15 protein-coding genes are annotated in these 23,544 nt (G+C 61.2%); 7 read left to right on the top strand and 8 right to left on the bottom strand.

Annotated elements, in window-relative coordinates; all coding sequences use genetic code 11:
• Nucleotides 1-83: 83 nt before the first annotated feature.
• Complete coding sequence (locus Mal15_RS07005; protein ID WP_167546663.1) at nucleotides 84-848, bottom strand: FHA domain-containing protein; 765 nt, start codon at nucleotides 846-848, stop codon at nucleotides 84-86.
• A 169-nt stretch (nucleotides 849-1,017) separates the two neighbouring features.
• On the bottom strand, nucleotides 1,018-1,995 hold the full coding sequence (locus Mal15_RS07010) for a ThuA domain-containing protein (protein WP_147867106.1): 978 nt from the start codon (nucleotides 1,993-1,995) through the stop codon (nucleotides 1,018-1,020).
• A gap of 103 nt (nucleotides 1,996-2,098) precedes the next feature.
• Between Mal15_RS07010 and Mal15_RS07015 the strand changes: the two genes are divergently transcribed.
• The 4 genes from Mal15_RS07015 to Mal15_RS07030 all read left to right on the top strand — a co-directional run bounded on the left by Mal15_RS07015 (nucleotide 2,099) and on the right by Mal15_RS07030 (nucleotide 6,084).
• Nucleotides 2,099-2,986, top strand: a complete 888-nt coding sequence (locus Mal15_RS07015; protein WP_233903322.1) for a class I SAM-dependent methyltransferase — start codon at nucleotides 2,099-2,101, stop codon at nucleotides 2,984-2,986.
• A 10-nt stretch (nucleotides 2,987-2,996) separates the two neighbouring features.
• The gene (larE, locus tag Mal15_RS07020) at nucleotides 2,997-3,935 is read left to right on the top strand and encodes an ATP-dependent sacrificial sulfur transferase LarE (RefSeq protein ID WP_233903323.1); all 939 of its coding nucleotides are present in this window, start codon (nucleotides 2,997-2,999) and stop codon (nucleotides 3,933-3,935) included.
• A 75-nt stretch (nucleotides 3,936-4,010) separates the two neighbouring features.
• Nucleotides 4,011-5,783, top strand: a complete 1,773-nt coding sequence (locus tag Mal15_RS07025; protein ID WP_147867108.1) for a protein kinase domain-containing protein — start codon at nucleotides 4,011-4,013, stop codon at nucleotides 5,781-5,783.
• A 76-nt stretch (nucleotides 5,784-5,859) separates the two neighbouring features.
• Entirely contained in the window at nucleotides 5,860-6,084 is a 225-nt protein-coding gene (locus tag Mal15_RS07030) for a hypothetical protein (RefSeq protein ID WP_147867109.1), read from the top strand.
• A gap of 206 nt (nucleotides 6,085-6,290) precedes the next feature.
• Here Mal15_RS07030 and Mal15_RS07035 read toward each other — a convergent pair whose 3' ends face one another.
• Nucleotides 6,291-7,205, bottom strand: a complete 915-nt coding sequence (locus Mal15_RS07035) for an aldo/keto reductase (protein ID WP_147867110.1) — start codon at nucleotides 7,203-7,205, stop codon at nucleotides 6,291-6,293.
• Nucleotides 7,206-7,702: 497 nt separating this feature from the next.
• Entirely contained in the window at nucleotides 7,703-9,109 is a 1,407-nt protein-coding gene (locus Mal15_RS07040; RefSeq protein WP_147867111.1) for a BBP7 family outer membrane beta-barrel protein, read from the bottom strand.
• A 663-nt stretch (nucleotides 9,110-9,772) separates the two neighbouring features.
• Between Mal15_RS07040 and Mal15_RS07045 the strand changes: the two genes are divergently transcribed.
• The 3 genes from Mal15_RS07045 to Mal15_RS07055 all read left to right on the top strand — a co-directional run bounded on the left by Mal15_RS07045 (nucleotide 9,773) and on the right by Mal15_RS07055 (nucleotide 18,052).
• A complete protein-coding gene (locus Mal15_RS07045; protein ID WP_147871884.1) occupies nucleotides 9,773-11,707 on the top strand; it encodes a preprotein translocase subunit SecA in 1,935 nt (644 codons plus the stop codon).
• A gap of 478 nt (nucleotides 11,708-12,185) precedes the next feature.
• The gene (locus tag Mal15_RS07050) at nucleotides 12,186-15,608 is read left to right on the top strand and encodes a general secretion pathway protein GspD (RefSeq protein ID WP_233903324.1); all 3,423 of its coding nucleotides are present in this window, start codon (nucleotides 12,186-12,188) and stop codon (nucleotides 15,606-15,608) included.
• A gap of 488 nt (nucleotides 15,609-16,096) precedes the next feature.
• Nucleotides 16,097-18,052, top strand: a complete 1,956-nt coding sequence (locus Mal15_RS07055; RefSeq protein ID WP_147867112.1) for a YjhG/YagF family D-xylonate dehydratase — start codon at nucleotides 16,097-16,099, stop codon at nucleotides 18,050-18,052.
• Nucleotides 18,053-18,866: 814 nt separating this feature from the next.
• Here the strand turns inward: Mal15_RS07055 and Mal15_RS07060 are convergent.
• The 4 genes from Mal15_RS07060 to Mal15_RS07075 form a co-directional block, all read right to left on the bottom strand.
• Nucleotides 18,867-19,334: a hypothetical protein gene (locus tag Mal15_RS07060; protein WP_147867113.1), complete on the bottom strand. Its 468-nt coding sequence runs from the start codon at nucleotides 19,332-19,334 to the stop codon at nucleotides 18,867-18,869.
• Between the two features lie 252 nt (nucleotides 19,335-19,586).
• Nucleotides 19,587-19,886, bottom strand: coding sequence for a DUF167 domain-containing protein (locus Mal15_RS07065; protein ID WP_199773814.1), 300 nt, complete (start codon nucleotides 19,884-19,886; stop codon nucleotides 19,587-19,589).
• The gene (locus Mal15_RS07070; protein ID WP_147867114.1) at nucleotides 19,883-22,246 is read right to left on the bottom strand and encodes a transglutaminase-like domain-containing protein; all 2,364 of its coding nucleotides are present in this window, start codon (nucleotides 22,244-22,246) and stop codon (nucleotides 19,883-19,885) included. Before Mal15_RS07070 ends, Mal15_RS07065 begins: the two co-directional genes overlap by 4 nt.
• Nucleotides 22,236-23,426: a DUF58 domain-containing protein gene (locus Mal15_RS07075; protein ID WP_147867115.1), complete on the bottom strand. Its 1,191-nt coding sequence runs from the start codon at nucleotides 23,424-23,426 to the stop codon at nucleotides 22,236-22,238. Before Mal15_RS07075 ends, Mal15_RS07070 begins: the two co-directional genes overlap by 11 nt.
• Nucleotides 23,427-23,544 lie beyond the last annotated feature (118 nt).

The following is a 23,544-nucleotide window of genomic DNA, read 5'->3' on the forward strand; positions in this document are numbered from 1 at the left end:
CTAGGTCGTCCTTTCTACGTCGTCGTGCAGAGCCCCACGGGCGACGGCCCGGAAGGGCCATCGTACACCAGAAAAGCGATCGCCTACCGCACAAACAGGTTTCGCAGCGCAGCCGAGGCGGCGCTCTGGGAATCTTTGGGCCCCTTGGGGCGCAAGTGTGGCGGGATCTTCTTGGTGTCAGTCGACGGTTCGTCGTCGGATGCCTTGGCCCGCGGCTCGTCCGCCATCGTCACTTTGGTCGACTCGTCGGATTCATCAGCATCGCCCGACTGAGTGGAAGCGTCATCACGCAGCTTGTCGGCTGGTGAACTCGCGGACGTGGCAGACGTGACGTCACGCTCGGGTTCGGTCCCCGGGCGGGCTTGGATTGCCCTGTCGGCCGGGCGGGGTTTGCCGTCGCTCGGGCGATCAAGCCGCGCGGCGAGTTCGTCCAATTCGCTCAGCAGCTGGGCTGCCCCTTTGGCCCGGTCCTGCGGCACGATGCCAGGTCCGGAAAGTGTCGAAAGGTCGACCGGCCCGAAGCGATGGGGTTTCCTGGTCTGCCGGTCGCGGATCGAGATACGAAAGGTGTACTTACCGATCCGAAGCCTGTCGTGATGGGACAGTTGTCGGGGAACGTCGGGCGCGAGCGGATCGCCTCCGACGACAGTTCCATTGCGACTGTTCAGGTCCTGGACCCAAACGTTGGCGTCATCAAACACGATGCTGCAATGTTTCCGGCTGACCGATCGCGACGAAAACGTCACGTCACACTCATCGCCACGGCCGATCAGAAAGGGGGAGGTTTCAAGGTGATATCGAGTGCCCTTTCGCGAACCGTTGGTCTGAAGGAGAGTGATATTAAACAAGGCGCTGCTGCCGAATCCGTTGCGACGATTCCAACACGAGTCATGTAGTCGTGAGCATAGGGACCGGAGGTGAAGATTCGGCGAAGCAGTGCAGCGGGTTTGATGTGAATTGAATGAACTATGACGCCATGCTGGTGGGTGGCAGCCGGCCTTGAAGTGGGACCTGGGTTTATCGTGCAGCGGGGGCTGGCGCAGGTTGCAGGTTTTCCATTTCGTCGGTGGGAGTCGCGTCGGCGGGTAAATCCCCGAGTGCGTATTGGATGCCATCGAGCATGTGTTTGACGATCGCGGAATTGGCGAACGTGTCTTCGCGGTGACCAAAATTGGTGTAGAACACGCGGCCGTCACCCGCCTTGCGGACCCAGGAGACGGGGACCTCGCGAGGACCGTCGTTGATGCGGCTGGAAACGGCTTCCTTGCTCATATCCAGACTGACCAACACTCGCAAAACCTTCGTGCCGACATACGATTCCGGTTTGTACTGGTAGATTTCATCGGTGTGCCAGAACCCTGATCGACCGAAGGCGGCGTTGAGCACATGGCCGGGGTCATCCAACTTGAACGCCCACTTCCCTCCGGCGCCCCAGGGGTGGCCGGCGAAGGTGCCGCCGACGATCGCCAGACAGTCGGGGTGCCGGCTGAAGTTGTCGCTGGCCGCGTGGAAACCGATCAGCCCTTTGCCGCCGATGATGAAGTCCATGAAGGCATCGCGCTGTGACGGTTCGGGAAACTGCATGTGGGTGGTGTTGTTCAGCAAGATGGCGTCATACTTGGCCAAATTCTCGGCCTGGAACACGTCATAGGTGTCGGCGAAATCGGCCTCGAACGCTTTCGACTTTTCCCCCATCACGCGGACACATTGGTTGGCATGTGGGATCGAGGTGTGGATGAAGCCTTCGCACCGATAGAAAACTAGAACACGACGTTTGGCCGCAGGTTTGGCTGCCGGCTCGGCTGGGACGGCGGCTTCGATTTGACGCTTGTCGTTCTCGGTCAGCGGTTTAAATCGCTCGGCCTTCTTCTGTTCCCACGGATCGGGGTCTTGGGCGGACAAGGTCTCGGCGTGGAGCGAAACGAGGCTGAACGAACCGGCAGCGATCGCGGCGATCAGAAGCGAGACAAATCGGGGACGATGTTCGGTGGGCATCACGGACTCGGTGGGCGTAAAGGGCTATGGGGAGGGACTCGCTATTGTAGTCTCCTTTACACGGGATCGGTAAGAGTTCACCCTTGGGGCGATGAGTAACACGGTGAATGAACGATCCCACGGACCGGGCTATCGGTTGCTGGATTTTGGCCAAGGTCGCAAGCTGGAATCGTTCGGCGGTCGGCTGCTGGACCGTCCCTGTCCGGCAGCCGACGATCGCCGGAAACAGCGACCTGATCTGTGGAAGGACGTCGATTCCAGGTTTGACCCGCAGCGCCGTCGTTGGACACATCACACTGCGTGGAGCGACGACCTGCAGGTCGAGTTTGCGGGGATCCGAATGCCGATCGCCCCGACGCCGTTCGGACACGTCGGCGTGTTCCCCGAACAGCTGCCCAATTGGCGTTGGCTGCGTGAGACCGCCCCCAAAGCCGGCGGCCAGGCGAGTGGGTTGAACCTGTTCGCCTACACCGGCGCAAGCTCGATCGCGATGGCGCTCGAGGGGATGAAGGTCGCCCACGTGGATGCTGCAAAACCCAACGTCGCGTCGGCGCGAACGGTCGCCGGGCTGAACGGATTGGCCGAGCACCCGATCCGTTACCTGGTCGATGACGCGGCCAAATTTGTCGCCCGCGAGGTCCGCCGCGGCAACCGGTACCACACGATTGTGATGGATCCCCCCGCCTACGGACACGGGCCTTCGGGCAAAGCATGGAGGCTGGAGCGTGACCTCTGGCCGCTGGTCGATGATTGTCTGTCGCTGCTGTCGCCGAGCGGATTTCGGCTGCTGATCACCGGCCATTCACCGCAAGTCGCGGCCTCCGACGTGGTAGACTATTTAAGGGCAACGCTGTCGGAAAAGCTTGCCGTTCCGGTCCGTCAGTTCGATTCGTTGGTCGACCAAGGACGTTTAACGCTGAACGATCTGGGGAATCGGAAACTCGACGCAGGCTTTTTTGTTCGAGTCACCTTCCAATCTAACGTTGCATGACGAACACCGTATGACGATCGATTCATCCACTTCCCAGCGAGCCGACCTGTCACTCGGATCCGCGGTGAGTTCCCGTCCGACTGCGCAGTCGGAACTGGAATCGATGCCGGTGGAATCGCGGGCTGCAGAGTTGATTGAGTGGTTCCGGGGCCGCGGTGTGATCGCGGTGGCGTTCTCCGGCGGCGTGGACAGCAGCGTGGTGTTGGCCGCCGCACTCGCCAGTGCGGCCGATTCGGTCACGGCGGTCACGGCGGTCTCGCCCAGTGTGGCTCGCTGGCAAATCGAATTGGCCGAATCGATCGCCACACATTTGGGCGCCGACCATCGATTGATCGAGACCGACGAGGTGTCGTTGCCGCAGTACAGCGTCAATGACGCGTCTCGCTGTTTTCACTGCAAGAGCACGCTTTACCAGACGCTCGACCGCTTGTGCCAAAGTCCGGACTTGGATTCCGCAACGATCGTGTCGGGCACCAATGCCGACGATTTGGGGGACTATCGACCGGGCATCGCCGCCGGCGACCGCGCGGGGGTGTTGAAACCGTTGGCGGAATTGGGGATCGATAAATCCGGCGTGCGGGCGTTGGCGCGGCACTTCGGATTGCCCAACGCATCCTTGCCCGCTTCGCCTTGCTTGGCCAGCCGAATCGCGTATGGCGTCCGTGTCACGCCGGAGCGATTGGGCCAGGTGGAACAGGCCGAAGAGCTGCTGCGTGCGATGGGATTGGCAAACGTACGCGTCCGCTATCACGAGGGCGGGTTGGCACGCATCGAAGTGCCGGCTGACCAGATCAGCAAACTCGCCGACGCCCCGGTGCGTACCAAGTTGTCGCAGCGGTTGACCGAAATCGGTTTCCGCTATGTCACTTTGGACCTGCAAGGCTTTGCCAGTGGCAGCATGAATCGGCAACTCGTCTCCCTGGGCGGTCCGACCGACACGGTGGCGTAAATCAGGACGCCACGCGATCCCACCCCACCCGATCCCAACGAGCGGACCACTCCGACCGCGACTTCGAGAGACTTCATGAATAAGACGGCGCACGGTGATTCACCTGACAGCGATTCACGTGACAGTGATTCACCCGACGAAAACTCCCGCCACACGCCCTCATCTCCGACGGCAGGCGAGACGCCCAATCGGTCCGAGCAGCAGCCATCGGGCGGATCGGAACCCGGGGCAACGTCCGGTAATTCCGGGGACGGTAATCCCGGGGGGGGGAATTCCGGGGACGGTAATTTCAAGGCAGGCGACGGAACGAATCACGCGGCAGCGGCGACGCGAGACGCTCCGACGATCCCGCTGTCGACGGCCAGTCTGGTCGGATCCCGGCTGGCCGGCTACCTGATCCTCAGCCGCCTGGGACGCGGCGGGATGGCGGACGTTTACGCCGCGCGTGACATGGCACTCGACCGCGACGTGGCCATCAAAGTGTTGCGCCCCGACCTGGCTCGCGACCGCGATTACATCACACGGTTCCGCCGCGAAGCCAAAGCGGCGGCCAAGTTGAATCACTCCAACATCGTGCAAATCTACGAAGTCGGCGAGGATGTTTCGCGGCACTACATCGCTCAGGAGCTAATCTCTGGACAAAATCTTCGCGAATACGTCGAACGCAACGGGGCGGTCGATCCGGAGCAGGCGATCGAGATCCTGTACGGCGTCGCCTCGGCCCTCGATGCGGCGGCGATCGAAGGCATCACCCATCGGGACATCAAACCCGAAAACATCATGTGGTCCAAGTCGGGTTCGGTGAAGGTCGCCGACTTCGGACTGGCCCGATGGGGCAACGATGCCGATGGCAGTCGCGCCGACCTGACCCAGGCGGGGCTGACCTTGGGGACGCCGCGTTACATGAGCCCGGAGCAAGTCCAGGGGCTGCCGGTGGATCCACGCAGCGACTTGTACTCGCTGGGCGTGACGATGTACCACCTGTTGGCCGGGCGGCCGCCGTTCGAGGCCGATGATCCGTTGGCGCTGGCGTTTTCCCATGTCAACGAAACGCCCAAACCGCTGGACCGTGTCCGCGGCGACAAGGATGTCCCGGAATGGTTGATCGCGATCATTGCCAAATTGTTGCGCAAGGATCCGGCCGAGCGATTTCAGTCGCCCGGCGAGTTGCTCGATGCGTTGACCGGGGACGATGCCACCCAGCAGAGCAACACGCGTCGCTTGGCCGGTGCGGCGACCGCGACGGCGCGTCTGCAACGCGTCGCTGATGAACAAAAACGCAAACGGGCCCGGGGCCGCAAACGGGCACTCGCGCTCAGTCTGGTCCCCCTGTTGGCAATCGGTCTAGGGGTTGCCGCGGCCTCCCAGGTGCAACGCCCCTCGGTGGCGGACTTGCTGCGGCCCGATCAGGTTCCCCGCCGGGGATCGGTCGAAGAGCAGTACTTGGAAGCCGCCGAGCGTGACGACGTTCAGGCCTGGAAAGCGATCGAGACCTACTTTCCGCCCGGCGACAGCGCCGTCATGCAAGCGTATGTCAGCAAGGCCAAACTGCAACTGGCACGGCTGTATCTGGAACAGAATCGCACGGCCGAAGCCGAGGCCACGCTGGTCGAAATCCTCAACGACACAACCACGGATCGGAAGTACCGGCTGATCGCGTTGGCCCGCCGGGTTCAGGCCGCTCAACAGACCGGTAACAAGCTGCGTGTCGACGAAGCGAAACGGCAACTCAAAGCCGCCTACTCGGACATCAAATCCTCCAACGCCGAAGCGATCAGTCTGTTTGAAGCCGTGTTTTCCGGCCGCGATCGGCTGGATCTGGGAATCGACCCCGAGCCGACCGAATAAATTTTCACCCGCCGGCGGTTCGAGCTAAACTAGACCCGCATCGAGAACCACCACTCCACTTCGTTTTATTCCTGTCATGCTGTACTTCAGTTTTTGGGCCGTCCTGATGGTGGCCGTGATCGTCGCCGTTCCGGTCGCCGCGAAAATGTCGCCCGGCGGTCGAGCCGCCAAAGCGGAGGAGGGCGAGGAGATCGACGAAGCGGCCGAAGGTGAAGGCGTCGACGAAGCGGTGCTGGAGGATGACTTCGGTGGCGGAGAGGTCGAAGCACTCGGCGACGATGCGTTCGAAGAATTAAAGTGAGCCCAACCCCGCAGCGGAAGTCGCCAACGGCTTGTTGATTGAATCAGCCGTTTGGCGCGAGCCTACGGGCGCCGGTGCGTTTTCTTGGTGTTGGAGGCCCGTACGCTCGCGCGTAACGGCTGATCCTACGTGTGATCGGAATAATCCACAGGCCTTCAACGGCTTTCGTCCCCCGTGCGGCGTCGCCACGCAATCGCAAATCCAAGCTACGCGCGACACCCGCACTCGTCGACGATCTGCTCCACCGCGGCGAGTGTCTCCGGCGGCATCTCGCGCGCCCCGGCCAATTCCCGAATCTGTTCTTCGCGACGCGCCCCGACCAGTGCGGCGGTCACACCACTTTGAGAAATCGCCCAGCCGATGGCAAGCTGTGCGACGGTTTGATCGATCTGACGCCCCAAGTCTCGCAGCCGATCGACCGCGTCGTGAATCCGACGCCGCGTTTCGCCTTGAAAGATCGCATACCCTGGCCGGCTATCGCCCTCGGGGAAGACGTGATCGCGGGTGATCTTTCCCGCCAGCAATCCCTTCATCAGCGTCCAGAACACGTACACGTCACGGCCGGCCGCCTGAGCCGGCCCGATCAACGCGGACAGGGTTTCACGTTGCACCAGGTTCAGCGGGCACTGGATCGCTTCGGCGGAGACATGACGCGCGAACTGATCGATTTGCTCGGCCGTCGCATTACAGATCCCGATGCGTTTGCACAGCCCACGGGCTTGCAAACGCTGCATCGCCGCGGCGGATTCTTCCAACGCGACATTGGGATCGGGGGAATGCAGGAACAGCGTGTCCATCGCATCGATCCCCATCCGCCGCAAAGACTCTTCGGCATCCAAGGTCAACTGTCGGGGCGAACCGTCGACGATGCGTTCGCGGTCATCGGTCCAACGTTGGCCGACCTTGCCCATGACGTTGAAACGATCGCGGTCCTCACGGACGAACTCCCCGAGCAAACGATCGCTCTGGCCGTCGTACCCGTAGCTGTACGCGGTGTCGAAGGACGTGATGCCGGCGTCGATCGCGGCCCGCAGGGTCGCCCGCGCGTCGCGGTCGGTCACGCCGATCGTGGTGATGCCGGCGATCGGCCACAAACCCAAGACAATTTTCGAAGAATGCATGCTTGAAGGTGCTCGTTGAAATGATCGGTCGGTTGATGCAGTTCAATTCCCCGGATTCATCACGCGGCGAGTCGTCGAACGCCGGATGCCCCCATCATTCTGCCATCGCTTCCCTGATTCTCGCCGATGTGGCAGGGCTTGGAGAAGAGGAGAGTAACGATTCGTTCGCGGTTTCGTTCGCAGAGTTTTACCGTTTTCGATTCCGCTATCGGGATCAGCCGTTTAACGCCAGCCCAATGGCACCTACCCTTATGAGCCGACGGCGCTAGCCGCGGGCCTTGGGTTGCCCTTTAAGAGTTGTAAGGCCCGAGGCTAGCGCCTACGGCTCAGTTTGTGATCGAAAGATTTTGAACCACCGCAGAATCAAAAAAAACGCGTGGCCATTTCGACCACGCGTTTTCGTTTGACGGTTCAATCGGTTCGGTTTGCGAAGATTCGTCTGTGATCCCGGATGACGCCAAGAGCTTCCAACCGGCCGATGAAGATTTCCGCTCGCCTTAGTAATCGACCGACGCACCCAGGCTGATGCCTTGCACCCAGTGGCTGCCTTCGACGATGTCATAGGACACGGGCGTCACGTTGGCACCGATGTTGCCGGTGTCGCGATTGCGATCGATTTGGTCGCCCGCCATCGCCACGTTGTCAAAGTACAAGAACGTGTATCCGACGGTGAACGAGACATGGTCGCGGAAACGGTACCCGATCGTGAAGTCCATCTCGGGAATGAACGTGAACACGTCTTGGGTCTCGGTTCCCTGTTCGTCGTTGATCAGGATGCTGGAGTTCTGAGTCGAAACAACGTTGTTCAGCAGATAGTCGGTCGTTGTGCCGATTTTGCGAACCGTTTGTTCCATGTTCCCCAAGTGCACCTTGGTCAACGCACGTGCCGTCCAACGTCCGCGAGACACAGTGGATTCGAAACCGAGTTGTCCACCGTTGAACCGGTTCTCGGTGTCGTACAGACTGGAGAATTCCGTGGCAGCCAAGTTCGGGTTGCGACCGGTGTCTTCGTCCTGACGAAAACTGGTGATCGAGATCATGTCTTCCAGTTCGGCATAGGTGTAACCGGCGATGAATTCCAGTCGCGACGCCTTGTTATGGCAGAACGTCATGCGGGCGTAACCATCGGCCATGAAGAAGTCCGTGGCGTATTCCGCTTGGACATTCCCCGAGAACAGGTTCTGTTGGCTGATGATCACCGAGTCTTCTTGCGCCGTACCGGGATTGAAACGGGGCACGAAGTAGTAAGGGCGGCCGAGCGATCGGGCATTGGGATCGGTCTGGTCACCGCTGGCGGAGTAGTCGTCGCCGTTCTCGCTGACCCACAGGAACCGACCACCGACGCCGAAGCTGTCGGTCAGGTAGCGTCCGATGTCGGTGCGAACACCGCCGGACAGTCCACCATCCAGGTCGTCGCCGAATTCAATGGTCGCTGCCGGCAAGACGGGAAACACCCCAGGGGCAGCCGAGGTCACCAACGGCGGAGCTTGTCGCTCGGCGTGGAACATCAACATCCCCTCGGCACGCATCCAACCGTCTTTACCACACAGGTTCAACAGACTGCCCAGGCCGCCAGATTTGCCGCCACACATGCTGTCGCAACCGATGCCGTCACAACCGGGGCTGTCACAGCTGTCACATCCGCCGCGTGAACCTCTCAACCCGCCTTCAATGAATCCGGCCGGTTGCAGGTCGCCGACGGTCACCGGAGCATAGTTGCTGATCGGTGCGACGGGCGAACGGTAATGGGAGCCAACGTGGACCGGGGCATCGGGGGCGACATCGCCGACGAATGCTTGTGGTGAATCATTGGCGGGTACATACTGATTGTTGTCAGCCTGGGCCGACGCTGAGGCGGACAGCAACAGCGCTGCCAGGGTCATGCCTCGGAAGTTCTTCTTCATTTTGGTAGTCTCGCGCAGTCCGGGATTACTGGAATGACTGGTATAAGACGATCGACGAAAACGAGCGTTAGATCGAGAACGTCCCTTACGCTGCTTAAAGTCGGCGCATCCCTCCCAACTTCAACACTCAAACTGCCTGCTCTTTCCAAAGTGTGGGAAAAACGGCGTTTTGAGCGGTAGAATGGCGCTCCCGAGGCTCCCTCGCACGCTGCTTTTGCCAGAAACTTTTTGAAAATTGGTCCCCCCAACAGCTTGATGACCGACCAAGACACCGGCCGAGACGACGTGCGATCAGGACGACAGCCCGATTCGATCGATTCGGCGGACCCGCCCATCGTGCCTCCGGCGAAAAGCGGCCAGACGATCGTCCAGCCCCCGGCGGCAGAGCAAACTCGCGCGACGGAGCAAGCCGACGCCGACGTCGATCGAAACAGCGATGCGGAAGCCGACACCGCCTCCGGCACGGCACCGGTCGACACTGCCCCCGGCAGCCAACCCACTCCGACGCCGCCGGCGGATCCGACTCCCTCGGCAGAGGCGGCCGAACGTAAGGTCGTCCAACCGACCGAGATCATCCCCGCCGACACCTCGCCCAGCCCTGCCGGCGGGGCGCCGCCGGCGACGATCGCTCCCGAGCGGTTTCAAACGGTCGGCACCAAGTCGATGTCGATCTTCTCCGGCGGCGGCTTTCACCCCAAAATGGTGCGTTGGAAGCGGATGCTGGCCGAAATCGGTGAACTGGAACCGACGCTGAAACCGGAATCGGACAGCGACCTTCGCAAACGTTCCCTGGCACTGCGTTATCGGGCGATGGCCGGCGAAAAATTGGGCAAGCTGCTTCCCGAGGCCTACGCGCTTGTCCGCGAAGCCGGGCGCCGCGCCCTTGGCATGCGGCACTATGACGTGCAAATGATCGGCGGCATCTCGCTGTTTGAAAGCCACATCGCCGAGATGCAGACCGGGGAGGGGAAAACCCTGACCGCAACGCTGCCGTTGTATCTGCATTCCCTGGTCGGCAAAGGCGCCCATCTGGCCACGGTCAACGACTACTTGGCCAAACGGGACGCCGAGTGGATGACACCGATCTACACCATGCTGGGCGTCAGCGTCGGCATCATCCAGACGCCGGACGACCAAGGATCGCGGCGGAAATCCTATGGGTCGGCCGTCACCTACGGCACGGCCAAAGAGTTCGGTTTTGATTTCTTGCGCGATCGTTTGCTGCTGCGAGCCCAAAACCGGATCCAGACCGAAATGCTGGGCGATGGTGGCGGCGGTTTCTCCGACTCCGGCGACAAACCGGTCATGCGCGGGATGCACTTCTGCCTGGTCGACGAAGCGGACAGTATCCTGATCGATGAAGCCCGGACGCCGCTGATCATCGGAAGCATCGAGGATACCGTCCGCGACCAAATCGTCGAAACCTATCGTTGGGCGTCCGAACACGCCTCCGAATACGAACTGGATGAACACTTCACGATCGACGACGACACCAAGCAGTACGAATTGACCGCACGTGGCCGGCAAAAGGTCCGTGCGCTGCCCAAGAGCAATCTCGTTCGCACGATGGGGCTGGTCGATCTGTACGAGTACACCGAACGGGCGATCAAGGTCTTTCGCGAATTCCTGCTCGACCGCCAGTACGTCGTCCGCCCCGGCGATAAAGGCGTCGACGAAATCGTCATCGTCGACGAATTCACCGGCCGATTGGCCGAAGGGCGCAAGTGGCGCGACGGGATCCACCAAGCGATCGAAGCCAAAGAAAATCTGGAAATCAGCGTTCCGACCGGCCAAGCCGCCCGCATCACCGTTCAAGACCTGTTCCTCAGGTACAACCATCTGGCGGGAATGACCGGAACCGCCGCGACCAGCGCACGCGAGCTCCGGCGGATCTATCGCACGCCCGTGTTGCGAGTCCCGACCAACCGTCCGCCCCAGCGAAAACGTCTGGCCGATCGGGTGTTCGGTTCCATGGACTCCAAATTCAAAGCGATCGTGGACGAAGTCAAAACGATCCACGAGACCGGACGGCCGGTATTGATCGGAACCCGATCGATCGACAAAAGCGAAATCTTGTCGCGGATGCTTCAAGCGATCGGCATCGAGCACCAGGTGCTCAATGCCAATAACGTCGCCATGGAAGCGGAAATTGTTGCCGACGCGGGACAGCATGGGCGGGTCACCGTCGCGACCAACATGGCCGGACGCGGTACCGACATCAAACTCAGCGACGAAATCGTCGACCTGGGCGGGATGCACGTGATCTGCACCGAATTACACGACGCCGCACGGATCGACCGCCAGTTGATCGGTCGCTGTGGACGCCAGGGCGACCCGGGGTCGTATCGCCAGTACCTGTCGCTGGACGACGACATCCTGAAAGGTGGCCTGGGACCGGACAAGGCGGAAAAGCTAAAGGCCCGCGGCGAGCGACTGACCAGTTCGGTCGACTCCTACGCCAAACTTTTCCGCCGCGCCCAACGTAAAGTGGAAAAGAAACACTTTCGCGACCGCATGGTGTTGCTGCATCACGAAAAGGAACGCAAGAAGATGCAGCGTGAAATCGGCCAGGATCCTTATCTAGACACCCCAGATTGACGCATCGGGGTGATCTTTTTGTCGGCTTTGACTCAAGTCTGGCATTTCCTGTGCCGAGGCGGGTTTCAATTCGAAAAAAAGCCAAAAACCGGGCTCGGCCGAGCTTGACAGGGCACTCGAAAACAGCGTATCCCCGGCTCCGAGTCCATTAGCTCCCGGCACTTCCGCCCACTTCGGTCGGTCAAGGGTCGGGCCCGGATCATGGCGGCCAGACGCGGTCCGTCGTCGTTCGGGACTCGCGATGGGTCGGTCCGCATTGGTTGGACAGACGTGCCGTGGGGCTAAAAGCGACAATGGGTTTTCGTGAACGTAGGCGGAAACTCCATGTGTATCCAACGAAGTCTCACCGCGAAGAAGGAGTGTCGCGTTGAAACGCCACGAAAAACTTTTCGGCCTCAATCGCAATCGATGGGGCGGCGCCGTAATGGCGTGGCTTGTGGGGGCGTCCAGCGTCTCTGCCCAGCTACCGATGCCAGGCATGAGCCTGCCATCCAACGACAAATCGGGTGCGGCAACCGCTGCCGCTCCTTCCTACGCACAAGGTAACACCGCGGCCCTGCCGGCCGGTTACAAGGTGCCTCAGGCGACCGCGGGACGCACTGCCGCGAGCGCGAAACAGCTTGTCCAACAAGCTCGCGCGGCGATGGCCGGCGGTCAATTCGAAACGGCCGTCAACGCCTTCCGCCAAGCTTCGGCCGCCCCAAAAACCGACCCGAATGTCAGCGCCGATCTGGCACGGCTGCGAGTCGATTTGCAGATCGCCGGCATCGATGCCGATCTGCTGAACGTTCCGGCGGCCGCGCCGACACCGATGGCATTCGGGAACCCCGCGGCGCCTTTGGCCGGCATGCCGACGGCCACGATGCCGGCGCCGCAAGCATCCGACGCGTCGGCCGCCAAACGCGAAGCGTTGCGGTTGATCGCCGTCGGTCGAGCGACGCTGGATCAGGGCGACACCGCCACCGCGCTGCGACTGGCTCGCCAAGCTCAATCGCTTAATGTCCCCGAGTCGGCGTTCGCCCAAGGTGAACCCCGCGTCTGGCAATTCGTCCTGGATGCCGAATCGGCCGCCAAGCGAGCCGGCACGCTGGATTCGCAAATCGCCTTGGCAGGCGGACAACAGGAACTCGGTAGCGACGAAGCCGGATTCATCCAACAGATGCTGTTCAACGCCGGACCCGATGCCGGGCCGAATCAGATGGGCGGCGGCGCCGTCGCCCAAGTCCAAGCACTCGGCGCACCGATCCCACCGCTGCCGCAAGGCCAGCCGGGAGAACCCGGTGCCGATCCGAACCAGCTTTACGAAGCCGGATTGCAAGCGCTTCAAGCCGGCGATCAAGAAACCGCCCGCAAACGCTTCGTCGAAGCGTGGAAATACGAAGATCAACTGGACTTGGCAACCCGCAGCGGGCTCAAGGACAAGCTGACGTTGCTGCAACCGGCACGGCTGCCGCGAACCCAAGCCGATCCCCAGCTTTCGGCGATCGATCAAGCCGACGCCGAAACTCGCGAAATGACTCAGCGGCTGTATCGAGAGATCACCGCGGAAATCGCCAGTGCTGCAGAGATCCGAGAGTCGGCGCCGCTGGACGCGCTGGACAGCCTGAACCGATTGCGACGCCGTGTCGACGGCTCCAACGTCGATGAGACCAGTAAACGCACACTGGCCCGATTGGTCGACCGTGAATTGGAAAAGCAAAAGCAATACGTCGAAGCCAATCGCGCGTCGATCGAATTGGAACTGCAGAACGATGCGGTCCGCACCGAGATGGCCACCGATGCCGCTCGCGAAGCCCAGATCGATGAAGAGATTTCCGAACTGGTCAACACGTTCAACGACTTGATCCGCGAACGTCGATTTTCCGAAGCCGAGGTCGTTGCCAAACAGGTCGGCGAACTGAAACCGGGATCGACGATCGCAACGACCATGTTCCACAAAAGCCGATTTGCAACCCGCGACCAAATCATGCGGGATATCCAAGCCGGCAAAGAAGAACTGGTTTACGAAGGCTTGGAAGACGTCGAACGCTCCGCTTCGATCAGCGACGGATTGGATCCCAATCAGCCGATGACGTTCGGACGTGATCCGCAATCCTGGCACGAATTGACCCTGCGTCGCTCTCGTGACACCGGTTCGCTGTACGGCACCGTTCAAGAGCAAAAGCTGAAACAACAGCTCAGCACCCCGGTCAACGTCCAGTACCGTAATCGTCCGCTGGTCGAGGTCATCGAAGACCTGAAGACGATCACCGGAATGCCGATCGTGATGAACCAACGGGCGATGGAAGCCGTTCGCGTTCAGATCGATACGCCGGTCACGCTGGAACTGCAAAACCAGATCGAACTCAAGAGCGCATTGAACTTGATTCTCGAGCCGCTGGACTTGGGTTACGAGATAAAGAACGAGGTGCTGCAAATCACCAGTGCCGAAGCCAAGCGAGCCAACGTGATCACGCGGGTCTACAAGGTCGCCGACTTGGTGACCCCGATCCCGAACTTCACGTCCAGCTACGAAGACGGTTTGGCAGGGGCACTGCGTGCCGCCTACCAAATGACCAACCCGCGGATGGACGTGCAAATGATGCCCGTTCGGATGACCGACCTTGCCTCGCGCCAGGCCAACGCCCTGCAGCCGAGCAAGATGTCGCCGAACATGTTGGGCCAGTACGCCCCCGGCGGCGCCCAAGGCGGTTTTGGTCCCCAGAACCCGCCCAACGGCAGCGGTGGTGGCGGTTCATTCGCCGACTTTGATTCGCTGATGAACCTGATCGAAACGACCGTCGTTCCGGACACCTGGGAAGCGCTTGGTGGTAACAGCACCATGGCTCCGTATCCCCAGAACCTCAGTCTGATCATCAGCACGACCAGCGATGTTCACGACCAGATCGTCGATCTGATCGAGTCGCTGCGTTCGCTGCAAAACCTGCAGATCACGATCGAAGTTCGATTCATCACGTTGTCCGACACGTTCTTCGAACAGATCGGTGTCGACTTCAACGTGCAGTTTGATGACAACGTCACGACGCTGCCCGATGACGACAGCGGACCGAGTGTGACCGTCGGGTGGAACGGACTGACCAATTTGCCGACCGCCGACCTGGACATTCAATTCAACAACGGATCCTTCGGTGTCGTCCCGGCCTTCGGTGCCCCCGACCCCGGAGCCCTGTCCTCGATCGGTTTCGCCATCCTCAGCGACATCGAAGCGTTCTTCTTCCTGCAAGCCGCACAGGGCGATGACCGGACGAACGTGATGCAGGCTCCCAAGGTGACGCTGTTCGACGGCCAGATCGCAACGATCTCTGACCAAAGCCAGCGGCCCTTCGTGACCAGTATCACGCCCGTTGTCGGTGACTTCGCGGTCGCCCAACAGCCCGTGATCGTGGTCCTGAACGAAGGCACCCAGTTGAACGTGCAAGGGATCGTCAGCGACGACAAACGGTTCGTGCGTCTGACCCTGGTGCCCTTCTTCAGCCAAATCGGTGACGTCGACACCTTCACCTTCGAAGGTTCACGAACCACCCGAAGCAGCAGCCGGGCTGAAGAGGACACCAACGGTGACGGCGTGGTCAACGATGACGACGCGGTTGATACCGAAGAGGAAGAAGACATCATCTCCGGTTCGACCGTCCAATTGCCGACCTTTGCGTTCACGCAGGTCAGCACCACGGTCAGCGTGCCCGATGGTGGAACGATTCTGCTCGGTGGGATCAAACGACTCAGCGAAGGACGCTCCGAACGCGGTGTCCCGATGCTCAGCAAGATCCCCTACATCAGCCGACTGTTCCGAAACGTCGCCGTCGGCCGCGATGCATCGAGCCTGATGTTGATGGTCACCCCACGGATCATCATCCAAGAAGAAGAAGAGTTCGCCCAAACCGGGTTCGATCCGAACCGGTAACGGTTCTCGATCGAGAGAATTGAATTGCGAAAGCGGCGTGGCCTGGGTGGTCACGCCGCTTTTTTTGTTTCAAGTTGGGAGTTGGGAGTTGGGAGTTGGGAGTTGGGAGTTGGGAGTTGGGAGTTGGGAGTTGGGAGTGCGGTGGCGACTGGGCGGGTGGTGGAGAGAGGACGAATGGGACCGATGTGACTGAGAGGACGCCAGCGTCCCCGATCACCCTCGGTCCCATGTGTCCTCTATGTCCCATTGGTCCTATTTTCCCCAGCATCCGCCCTCGGAGGCTCCGCCTCCGGTTGCCCGCGGCGTGTGGCGGGAGCCACACCTGCAGTGCGATCCAAGGCGGAGCCTTGGAACGAGGGCAATCGAGGGTCGTGATACAGGGCAGCCCCCCGCCGCCGACACGCATCCAGCCCGATCAGCAAGCTTGTTATATTGCGGGCCGCCGTTTCAACGTTTTCTTTCACCTCTGATTCCCTGCATCCGACACCGTGCCCTCTTTTTTCGACACTCCGCCCGATCCTGATTCGCTTGTCACCCACGCCGCTGGGCCCTCCGGAACACTGCCGCTGACCGACGAGATTCTGCGGACATGGTCCTCGGGTGACCTGTTCGGGTTGACGCAAAGCGTCGGCATGGGATTTGACCCTCGCCGCGTGTTGGGCGACCAATACTTGATCCTCAGCACGCAAGGCGGACTGCGAGAGAACGACGGGACGCCGTTGGCGCTGGGGTACCACACCGGACACTGGGAAATCGGCTTGTTGGTGCGTGCCGCCGCCGAGCAACTGACCGCGCGGGGCGCCGTCCCCTTTTCGGCCTATTGCAGCGACCCCTGTGACGGTCGCAGCCAGGGGACGCGTGGGATGTTCGATTCGTTGCCGTACCGCAACGACGCGGCGATCGTGTTTCGACGACTGATCCGTTCGCTGCCGCAACGCAAAGCGGTGATCGGGATCGCGACCTGTGACAAGGGGCTGCCGGCGATGATGATGGCCTTGGCCGGCGCCCGGGCGTTGCCCAGCGTGCTGGTCCCCGGCGGTGTGACCCTGCCGGCGACCGTGGGGGAAGACGCGGGCAAGGTCCAATCGATCGGCGCGCGTTATTCCAAAGGGGAAATCTCGTTGGAACAGGCGTCGCTGGAAGGCTGCCGTGCGTGCGGCACACCCGGCGGGGGCTGTCAATTCCTGGGAACTGCGGCGACCAGCCAAGTCGTTGCCGAAGCGCTGGGGATGACCGTTCCCCACGCCGCCCTTGGCCCCAGCGGTGGTCCTATTTGGACCCAAATGGCGCGTGATTCAGCCGACGTAGCGATGGAGTTGGTCGCCGCCGGAGCCACGCTGGGCGAGATCTTGACTGACGATGCGCTCTACAACGCGATGTTGATTCACGCGGCCGTCGGCGGCAGCACCAATCTGCTGCTGCACATCCCTGCCATCGCTGCCGCGGCGGGGCTGACGCGACCCGACGCGGAAACGTTCCGCCGAATCAATCGCTCCGTTCCCCGCTTTGTCGACTGCTTGCCCAACGGCCCGATGGGGCACCCGACGATTCGATTTTTCTTGGCCGGTGGCGTGCCCGAAGTCGCCTGGCACTTGCGCGAATTGGGGTTGCTGAAATCGTCTGCGCGGACCGTTGCCGGAATGACCTGGGACGAAATCCTGGATCAATGGCGAACCAGCGATCGCAGGGCGTTCTGTCGCGACCGGCTTGCCCAGTCCGACGGGGTGGACCCGGATGACGTGATCGTGCCGCCCGAAAAGGCGGCCGCCAAAGGGCTGACCCCCACCGTCAGCTTCCCCGTCGGCAACCTCTGTCCGGAAGGCTCGGTGATCAAAGCGACTTCCATCGACCCCAGCGTGATCGATGACGACGGCGTCTATCGCAAACGTGGTCCCGCGCGGGTCTTCACCAGCGAGCGGGATGCGATCGCGGCGGTCAAGGGCCAACGGGGCCAGCCGATCGTCGCCGGTGACATCATGGTGCTGATCGGACGCGGTCCGCTCGGTTGCGGGATGGAAGAAACCTATCAAATCACGTCCGCACTGAAATACCTGTCGTTCGGCAAAGACGTCGCCTTGGTCACCGACGCCCGATTCTCGGGCGTCAGCACGGGCGCGTGCGTCGGCCACGTGGGGCCCGAAGCGCTCGCCGGCGGTCCGATCGCCAAGGTTCGCGATGGTGATGTGATCGAAATCGAAATCGACCGAAACACACTGGATGGTCGCGTCGAGCTGATCGAATCGGCCGACGGGATGCCCGCCGCGGTGCTTCTGGACGAACGCTCGCCGCATCCCGAGCTGGCGGTGGAATCGGACATGCCCGACGACACCCGACTGTGGGCGGCGCTGCAACAGGTCGGCGGTGGAGCGTGGGGCGGTTGCGTCTATGACGTCGACGAGATCATCGAGACGCTCAATGCGGGTATAAAGGCTCGGGGACGTTAAAAAAAGACATTGGCATTAAGTTAAGAATTAACCCTCCCTGGTAGAGGTCGTGCGGTTTTTGGAAAACACCCTCCTTGGCAGGAGGGTCGAGCGCAGCGAGGGGAGGTCGAACGGTGAATCGCCGGGCAAGCGTTCGTCCGCCGATCGCGTCAAATGTGGATCACCCCTCCCCGCGTCGTCGCTCACTCCTCCGCGACTCTCCCAGAGAGCATTGGTGTCTACACAAGCCGGCTCCCAATCTAGGACATGGCTCCCCTCTCTCCCTAAAACAGATCGCGCAATCGACTTTGATCGCCCAGTGATGATGACCGCGATCTGTTTTGGGGAGAGGGGGTGGGGGTGAGCTGGCGAAAATCAATGGAACTTGGAACGTTGGGCAGGTTCGGGGACGTTCAGCGATTCTGCTGGATCCCTCGATTGCAAATTGCAAACTGTTCATTGCAAAATTCAAATTTGCCGGGAATCGTCGCTCAAATCATTTCGCAATTTGCATTGTTCATTTTGCAATTTTCAATCGTTGCCGGTTCACCAGTTTTCGACGCCACGTACTTTTCATCAGGCCAGGTTGGGGGTGAGGGGCCGAACCTCCGACCAGTTTCCGAGCCGCTGGCCCCCTCATCCCCAGCCCTTCTCTGTGCGCAAAGCCGGGGGAGAAGGGAGCCATTGTAGGTTGTGTAGACACCAATGCCGGAAGGGAAGGCGACTTGCTGGATTGAAGGTTCCACCTCTCAACTTGCTGCCGACGGGCAAAAAAAAAGGCACCCGGCTTTGCCCCAAAGCCGGATGCCCTTGTTTGCTTGCTCGAATCAGCCGTCTAGGCGTCTGCCTCGGCTTCGTCACACTCATCTTGTTCAGCGTCGATCGCGTCGGCCTCGTCGTCGATGTCTCCCAGGCCCAGCTGATCGATTTGCTGTTCGGTCAGCCGAAAGTAGCCGAGGTCGCGGACCACTTCCAGGACCTCGCTGCAGGTCGGAAACATGCGACCGCTCTTGCGTTTGTAGTCATCCATCGCACGCATGAATTCGATCTCGGGATCCGAATAATCTCGTTCGCAGGTGGTCGGATCGATGTGTCGGCGACGTTGTTTTTTGCGTCGCGGGTTTTTCATCACGCCGACATCCAATGCACCGGGATCGCCGCCGCGGCGTTCGGCGCCTGGGCGTCGGCGATCGAGCGTGACGATCTGCTCGTTGGCATCGCCCGCGGTGTCGTTTGAATTGCTTTTCGAAGATGCGTTGCGGCTTTCAGTGCTTCGAGACGTGTCGGCTTTCGAAGAAGGCATGCGTTGAATTCCTTGGGAAACAGTCGAACCATCTGGCCCCGTGCGATGCGTTGCGACCGCCACGGCCGGCGAGCAAAGTCGCGGCTGATGTGACGGTTAGCTTGACGATGGTTCTCGCTGGAAGTGTGCTGAACGCTGGGCCAGAAAAACCTAGCACGCCGATTAGGCAAAGGCGCCGGTTTAGGGAGCAAGAACGGGCAAGAGAAACTGTGCGGGCTCGCGAATCTGGCCGGTCGTGCCGGTCGTGCCGGTTCAGACCCCGAGCCGCTCGGTCGCCTGGTCCGCCGAGACGCCGTGAACCTCGACTGATTTCACCCGCGAGGTCTGGCCGGAGACGATCGCGACGCTGCTTCTGCTGATCGAAAGTTGTTTTGCGATCGCTTTGACCACTGCCTGATTCGCTTTCCCATTTTCGGGGGCTTCGGTGACGGCGACCTTCAACGCACCGTCGTGGGTGCCGCCCACGGTGGCCTGTTTGGCTTTCGGCGTCACCCGGACGCGAAACCGAATCGTCTGCGCGTCGACTTGTTTGCAGTCCCAACGCTCGTTCAACGGCCCGCTCCATCCATGGGCGTCGGCATCAACCCGCGATAGCGAGCTGCGGCGTAGGACCGATACCAGGATGCAGCCCCGATCAAGAAGCTCGCCACATCGCTGCGCTCGCCCGCGGCGGCTTCCACCCGGGCGGCGAATTGATGCAAGGTTTCGGTCGGTTGGCGAATCAAAGCGTGGCGGCGAACCTTGCGGTCGACCTGATGCAGCATGTGTCGACTCTGGAATTCCATCGGGTCACTGCCGGCGCGTTGTTTTTGTCGCTGGCGAATCCACAGCAATGCCACCAGGATGCAAAACAGGGGAAACTGTGCGATCCGAAACACGACGGTCAACGAGTCGGTCGCGCGAAAGGACAACAGTCGCCCGATGATCAAACCCAGCAGCGATTGGTCCTCCTCCAGATCCAGCGAACTGGCGGACGCCCCACCTGCGGTGTTGATCAAGTCCGCTTCGGTCATCAACGTCCGATACGTCCGGCCCACCGTCGCTTCGACCGGGAACCAACGCTCGGTGATCTCGTCGTATGCTTCGACCCACGCGTGGGCGTCGCGATTCCGGGCCAACCAATAATCGTCCCCTTCGCTGCGTTCGGTGACGACGTAACCGGTCACGTAGCGCGTCGGGACACCCTGGGCGCGCAGCAAGACGGCCGCGGCGCTGGCGAAAAACTCACAGTGCGCCGGATGCCGGGAACTCAAGAAGTAATCGATGGGATCGGTATCCGAGGGGGTCTCCACGTCCTTCAACGAGTAGCGGTAGTTGTCCTGAAAGAAGTCCTCGATCGCACGGGCCTTGGCCGGCGCCGTCAAACGACCGGCACAGACCGATTGAGCCAGGGGGGCGATGGAGGCACGCAATCGATCGGGCAAGTACAGCAAGATTTCGCGTCGGATCGGATCGAGAACTTCTCGCGGCGTATCGGTGCTGATCCCCAACACGTAGGGCTCGCGCGAGTCCACGCCGCTGAGCACCATGTCGTGGTGTGACAGGGTTGCCCCGGACGTCGCCGCTTCGATCCAGTCGGTCGACAGCGCGGTAAAGACGATGCGCCCTTTCAGCGGGACGTTATGAACCTCAATCGTCCCGACCAGGTCTGCACCTGGATTCTTGCGGACCTGAAATCGATCCAAGCTGGTACTGCTGTTGATTTCAAGCGGCGTTTTCCCCGGCGATTCGATCTTGGCAACCCGCGGCAGGATCGGCGTCATGTCGGTTCCCCGCCGGAAGTTGCGTGGCGTGGCCGCGGTCCAAGCGCCATCGCGGTAACGGTCGAACGCCGTGCCACGCAGGTACCCGGGGGCGGTGACCGAAAACGCGCGCACCGCCGTCTGCCCGGGATCGCCGATCATATGTTTTCGGACCGATCCCAACTTGCTGCCACGGACGTAGCGGGATCCGCCGATGATGGTGTTGGCAGTCACCGCTTCGAGCGATTGCGAAAGCCGATCGAAAAAGTCCAGTTGCAATCCCGGAACAATGCGGTTGGCCACGTGCCCGGCGGCACTGGTCGACATCAACAAGATCGAAAGGGCCAACACCGAATAGATCAGTGCACTGCGCCCCGAAGCCGTCTGGTCAACATCGCCGGAAATCGAAACCGTCGATCGGGGCAGCGGCGCCGATCGTTGCCGGGGTTTCACCTTGGAGGATCGGTGTTGCAATCGTTGGCGTCCCTTCCGCCAGGAATGCGTCTGCCAGCGTCGCAAAATGTGGTCCGCCGCGAATGCAAATCCGATCACGGTTGCCAACGCGGCGACCAACTGGCCGGTGATCGTCTGGCTGACACCGCCGCCGGTCACCGTCGTCAGAACCAACAGCAACCCGCAACCGAGCATGGCCGGGTGTCCCCGCCGCGGATAAAACACCCACAGCGTTGCCATGACCAGAAACGCCATGTGGGAAACGCAGTCGACGACCATCGCGATCGGGTTCAAGTTGCCCGACATGTGGTGCACGATCCGCAACGACACACCCAATCCACTGACGATCAACAACGTCGGAACCAACACGATCTTGCGCAACAACCGGTAGCGGTCGGGGGCCTCGGACGAGACTTCGGGGCGCGCCAGGTCGGTCGCGTTGACCGCCTGGAAGGTCGACGAATCGCGCGGGCTTTTCGGGGCCGACAGCATTGCCGTGGCGGGTTTGCGTTTTCCAAATCCCTGCAAAAAGATCCCCACCACCAGCAAGCTGAAACACATCGCGCCCAGGGTGGTCGTCAGCGTTTCGAATGCCGATCCGACGAAGATCGCTTGGACCAGCAACAGCCCCGGCAGCAGCCAAAACCGGGCCGCCGAATCGTTCACCTGATCCGCCTCGATCAACGCACTTCGTCGATGCATCGGTTTATCGTTCATCGCTCTCTCCGGTCGACTCCCACCGCTCGCTCGGCCGCGGCGCTCGAATCGTCATGTACGTCACGTGTCCCGGCAAGGTGTTGGCCAAACTGGTGCGATCCTGATCACCGAGATCGAACATGGAAAAGATCAGCGTCGGTTGCGATCGGCTGGATTGGATCGCTTCCAGAATGCGCGCTTCGCCGACGACCGGATCGACCGGTTGGGCGGCGGCCAAACGGACCAACATGCTCTCGGCCCCTTCGCTCGAACTCGCCCCGCCACGCATCGGGCGGTCGACGACCGGTTGGTCGGTCACACAGAGGTTCAATTGCACGCGCCGGTGGGTGATTTCCGCAATCGCCGTGGCGGAGATCGACATCAATCGTTCAAACCACTCCTCCGCTTCCCGCCGCTGCTGTCGGGCCGCGCCGCGGGACGTGGAACGTTCGTCACCGTCTCGCTGCGAGGTGTCGACGATCAACGTCACCGTTTGAATCGAAGGCGACTGGTATTCGCGAACGATCGGCCGCCCCAGCCGTGCCCAGGAGGCAAAGTCCCAGCGCCGAACCGGAACGCCGACCTCGTACTCTCGGTTGCCGACGTATTCCACCGGCGCACCGGCGACCAGTTTTTGGGACCAATCACCGATCGCCGCCAACATCGCACGCGAGGTCGGGTCATCGTCGTCGCTGGCCGGCGCCGGCGTGATCGCGATTTGGGTCTCGGTCGACACACCTTTGCGACAATAGAACAGATGAAACGGGAAGGTGGATGCGACCTGAAAGTCCGGTAGGTCGTGGATGCCACGAGCGTGGAACCGCATCGCACCGTGCCACTGCATCTGATCACCGCTACGCAACAGGTCCAACGACACCGGTTCGGACGCGTCCCACGACATGGCATTGCGTTTGGGATAAATGTCACGCACCCCTTCACGGTGCCAGCCCACACGCAGATTCAGCGCGGGAAGTTTGCGGACATTGGTCAGGTGGACGTTGACCGAAAACGGCTGGCCCGCGACGGCCGATCGAGGCAGTGCGATACTCAGCTTTAACCGCGGACACATGATCCGATTGATCGCCAGCCCGACGACCAGCAGCGCCATGCAGGCCCCCATCATGCCGTTCCAGGGGAACCCCCAAATCACGTTGAGCGTCATGAACGCGGCCAACAGAACCGAGACTGAAGCGACGGTCATGCTGCGTCGAAGCGACAGATAACTCCGAATCGGGGCGGTCAGTACAAGACCGAGAAAATAAAATCCACGCCGAATCCATCGCCTCCCGAAACCGACCGGCGTGTCGGCGCGATCCCCC

The organism is Stieleria maiorica (assembly GCF_008035925.1).
In the GTDB taxonomy this organism is placed as follows: Bacteria; Planctomycetota; Planctomycetia; order Pirellulales; family Pirellulaceae; genus Stieleria; species Stieleria maiorica.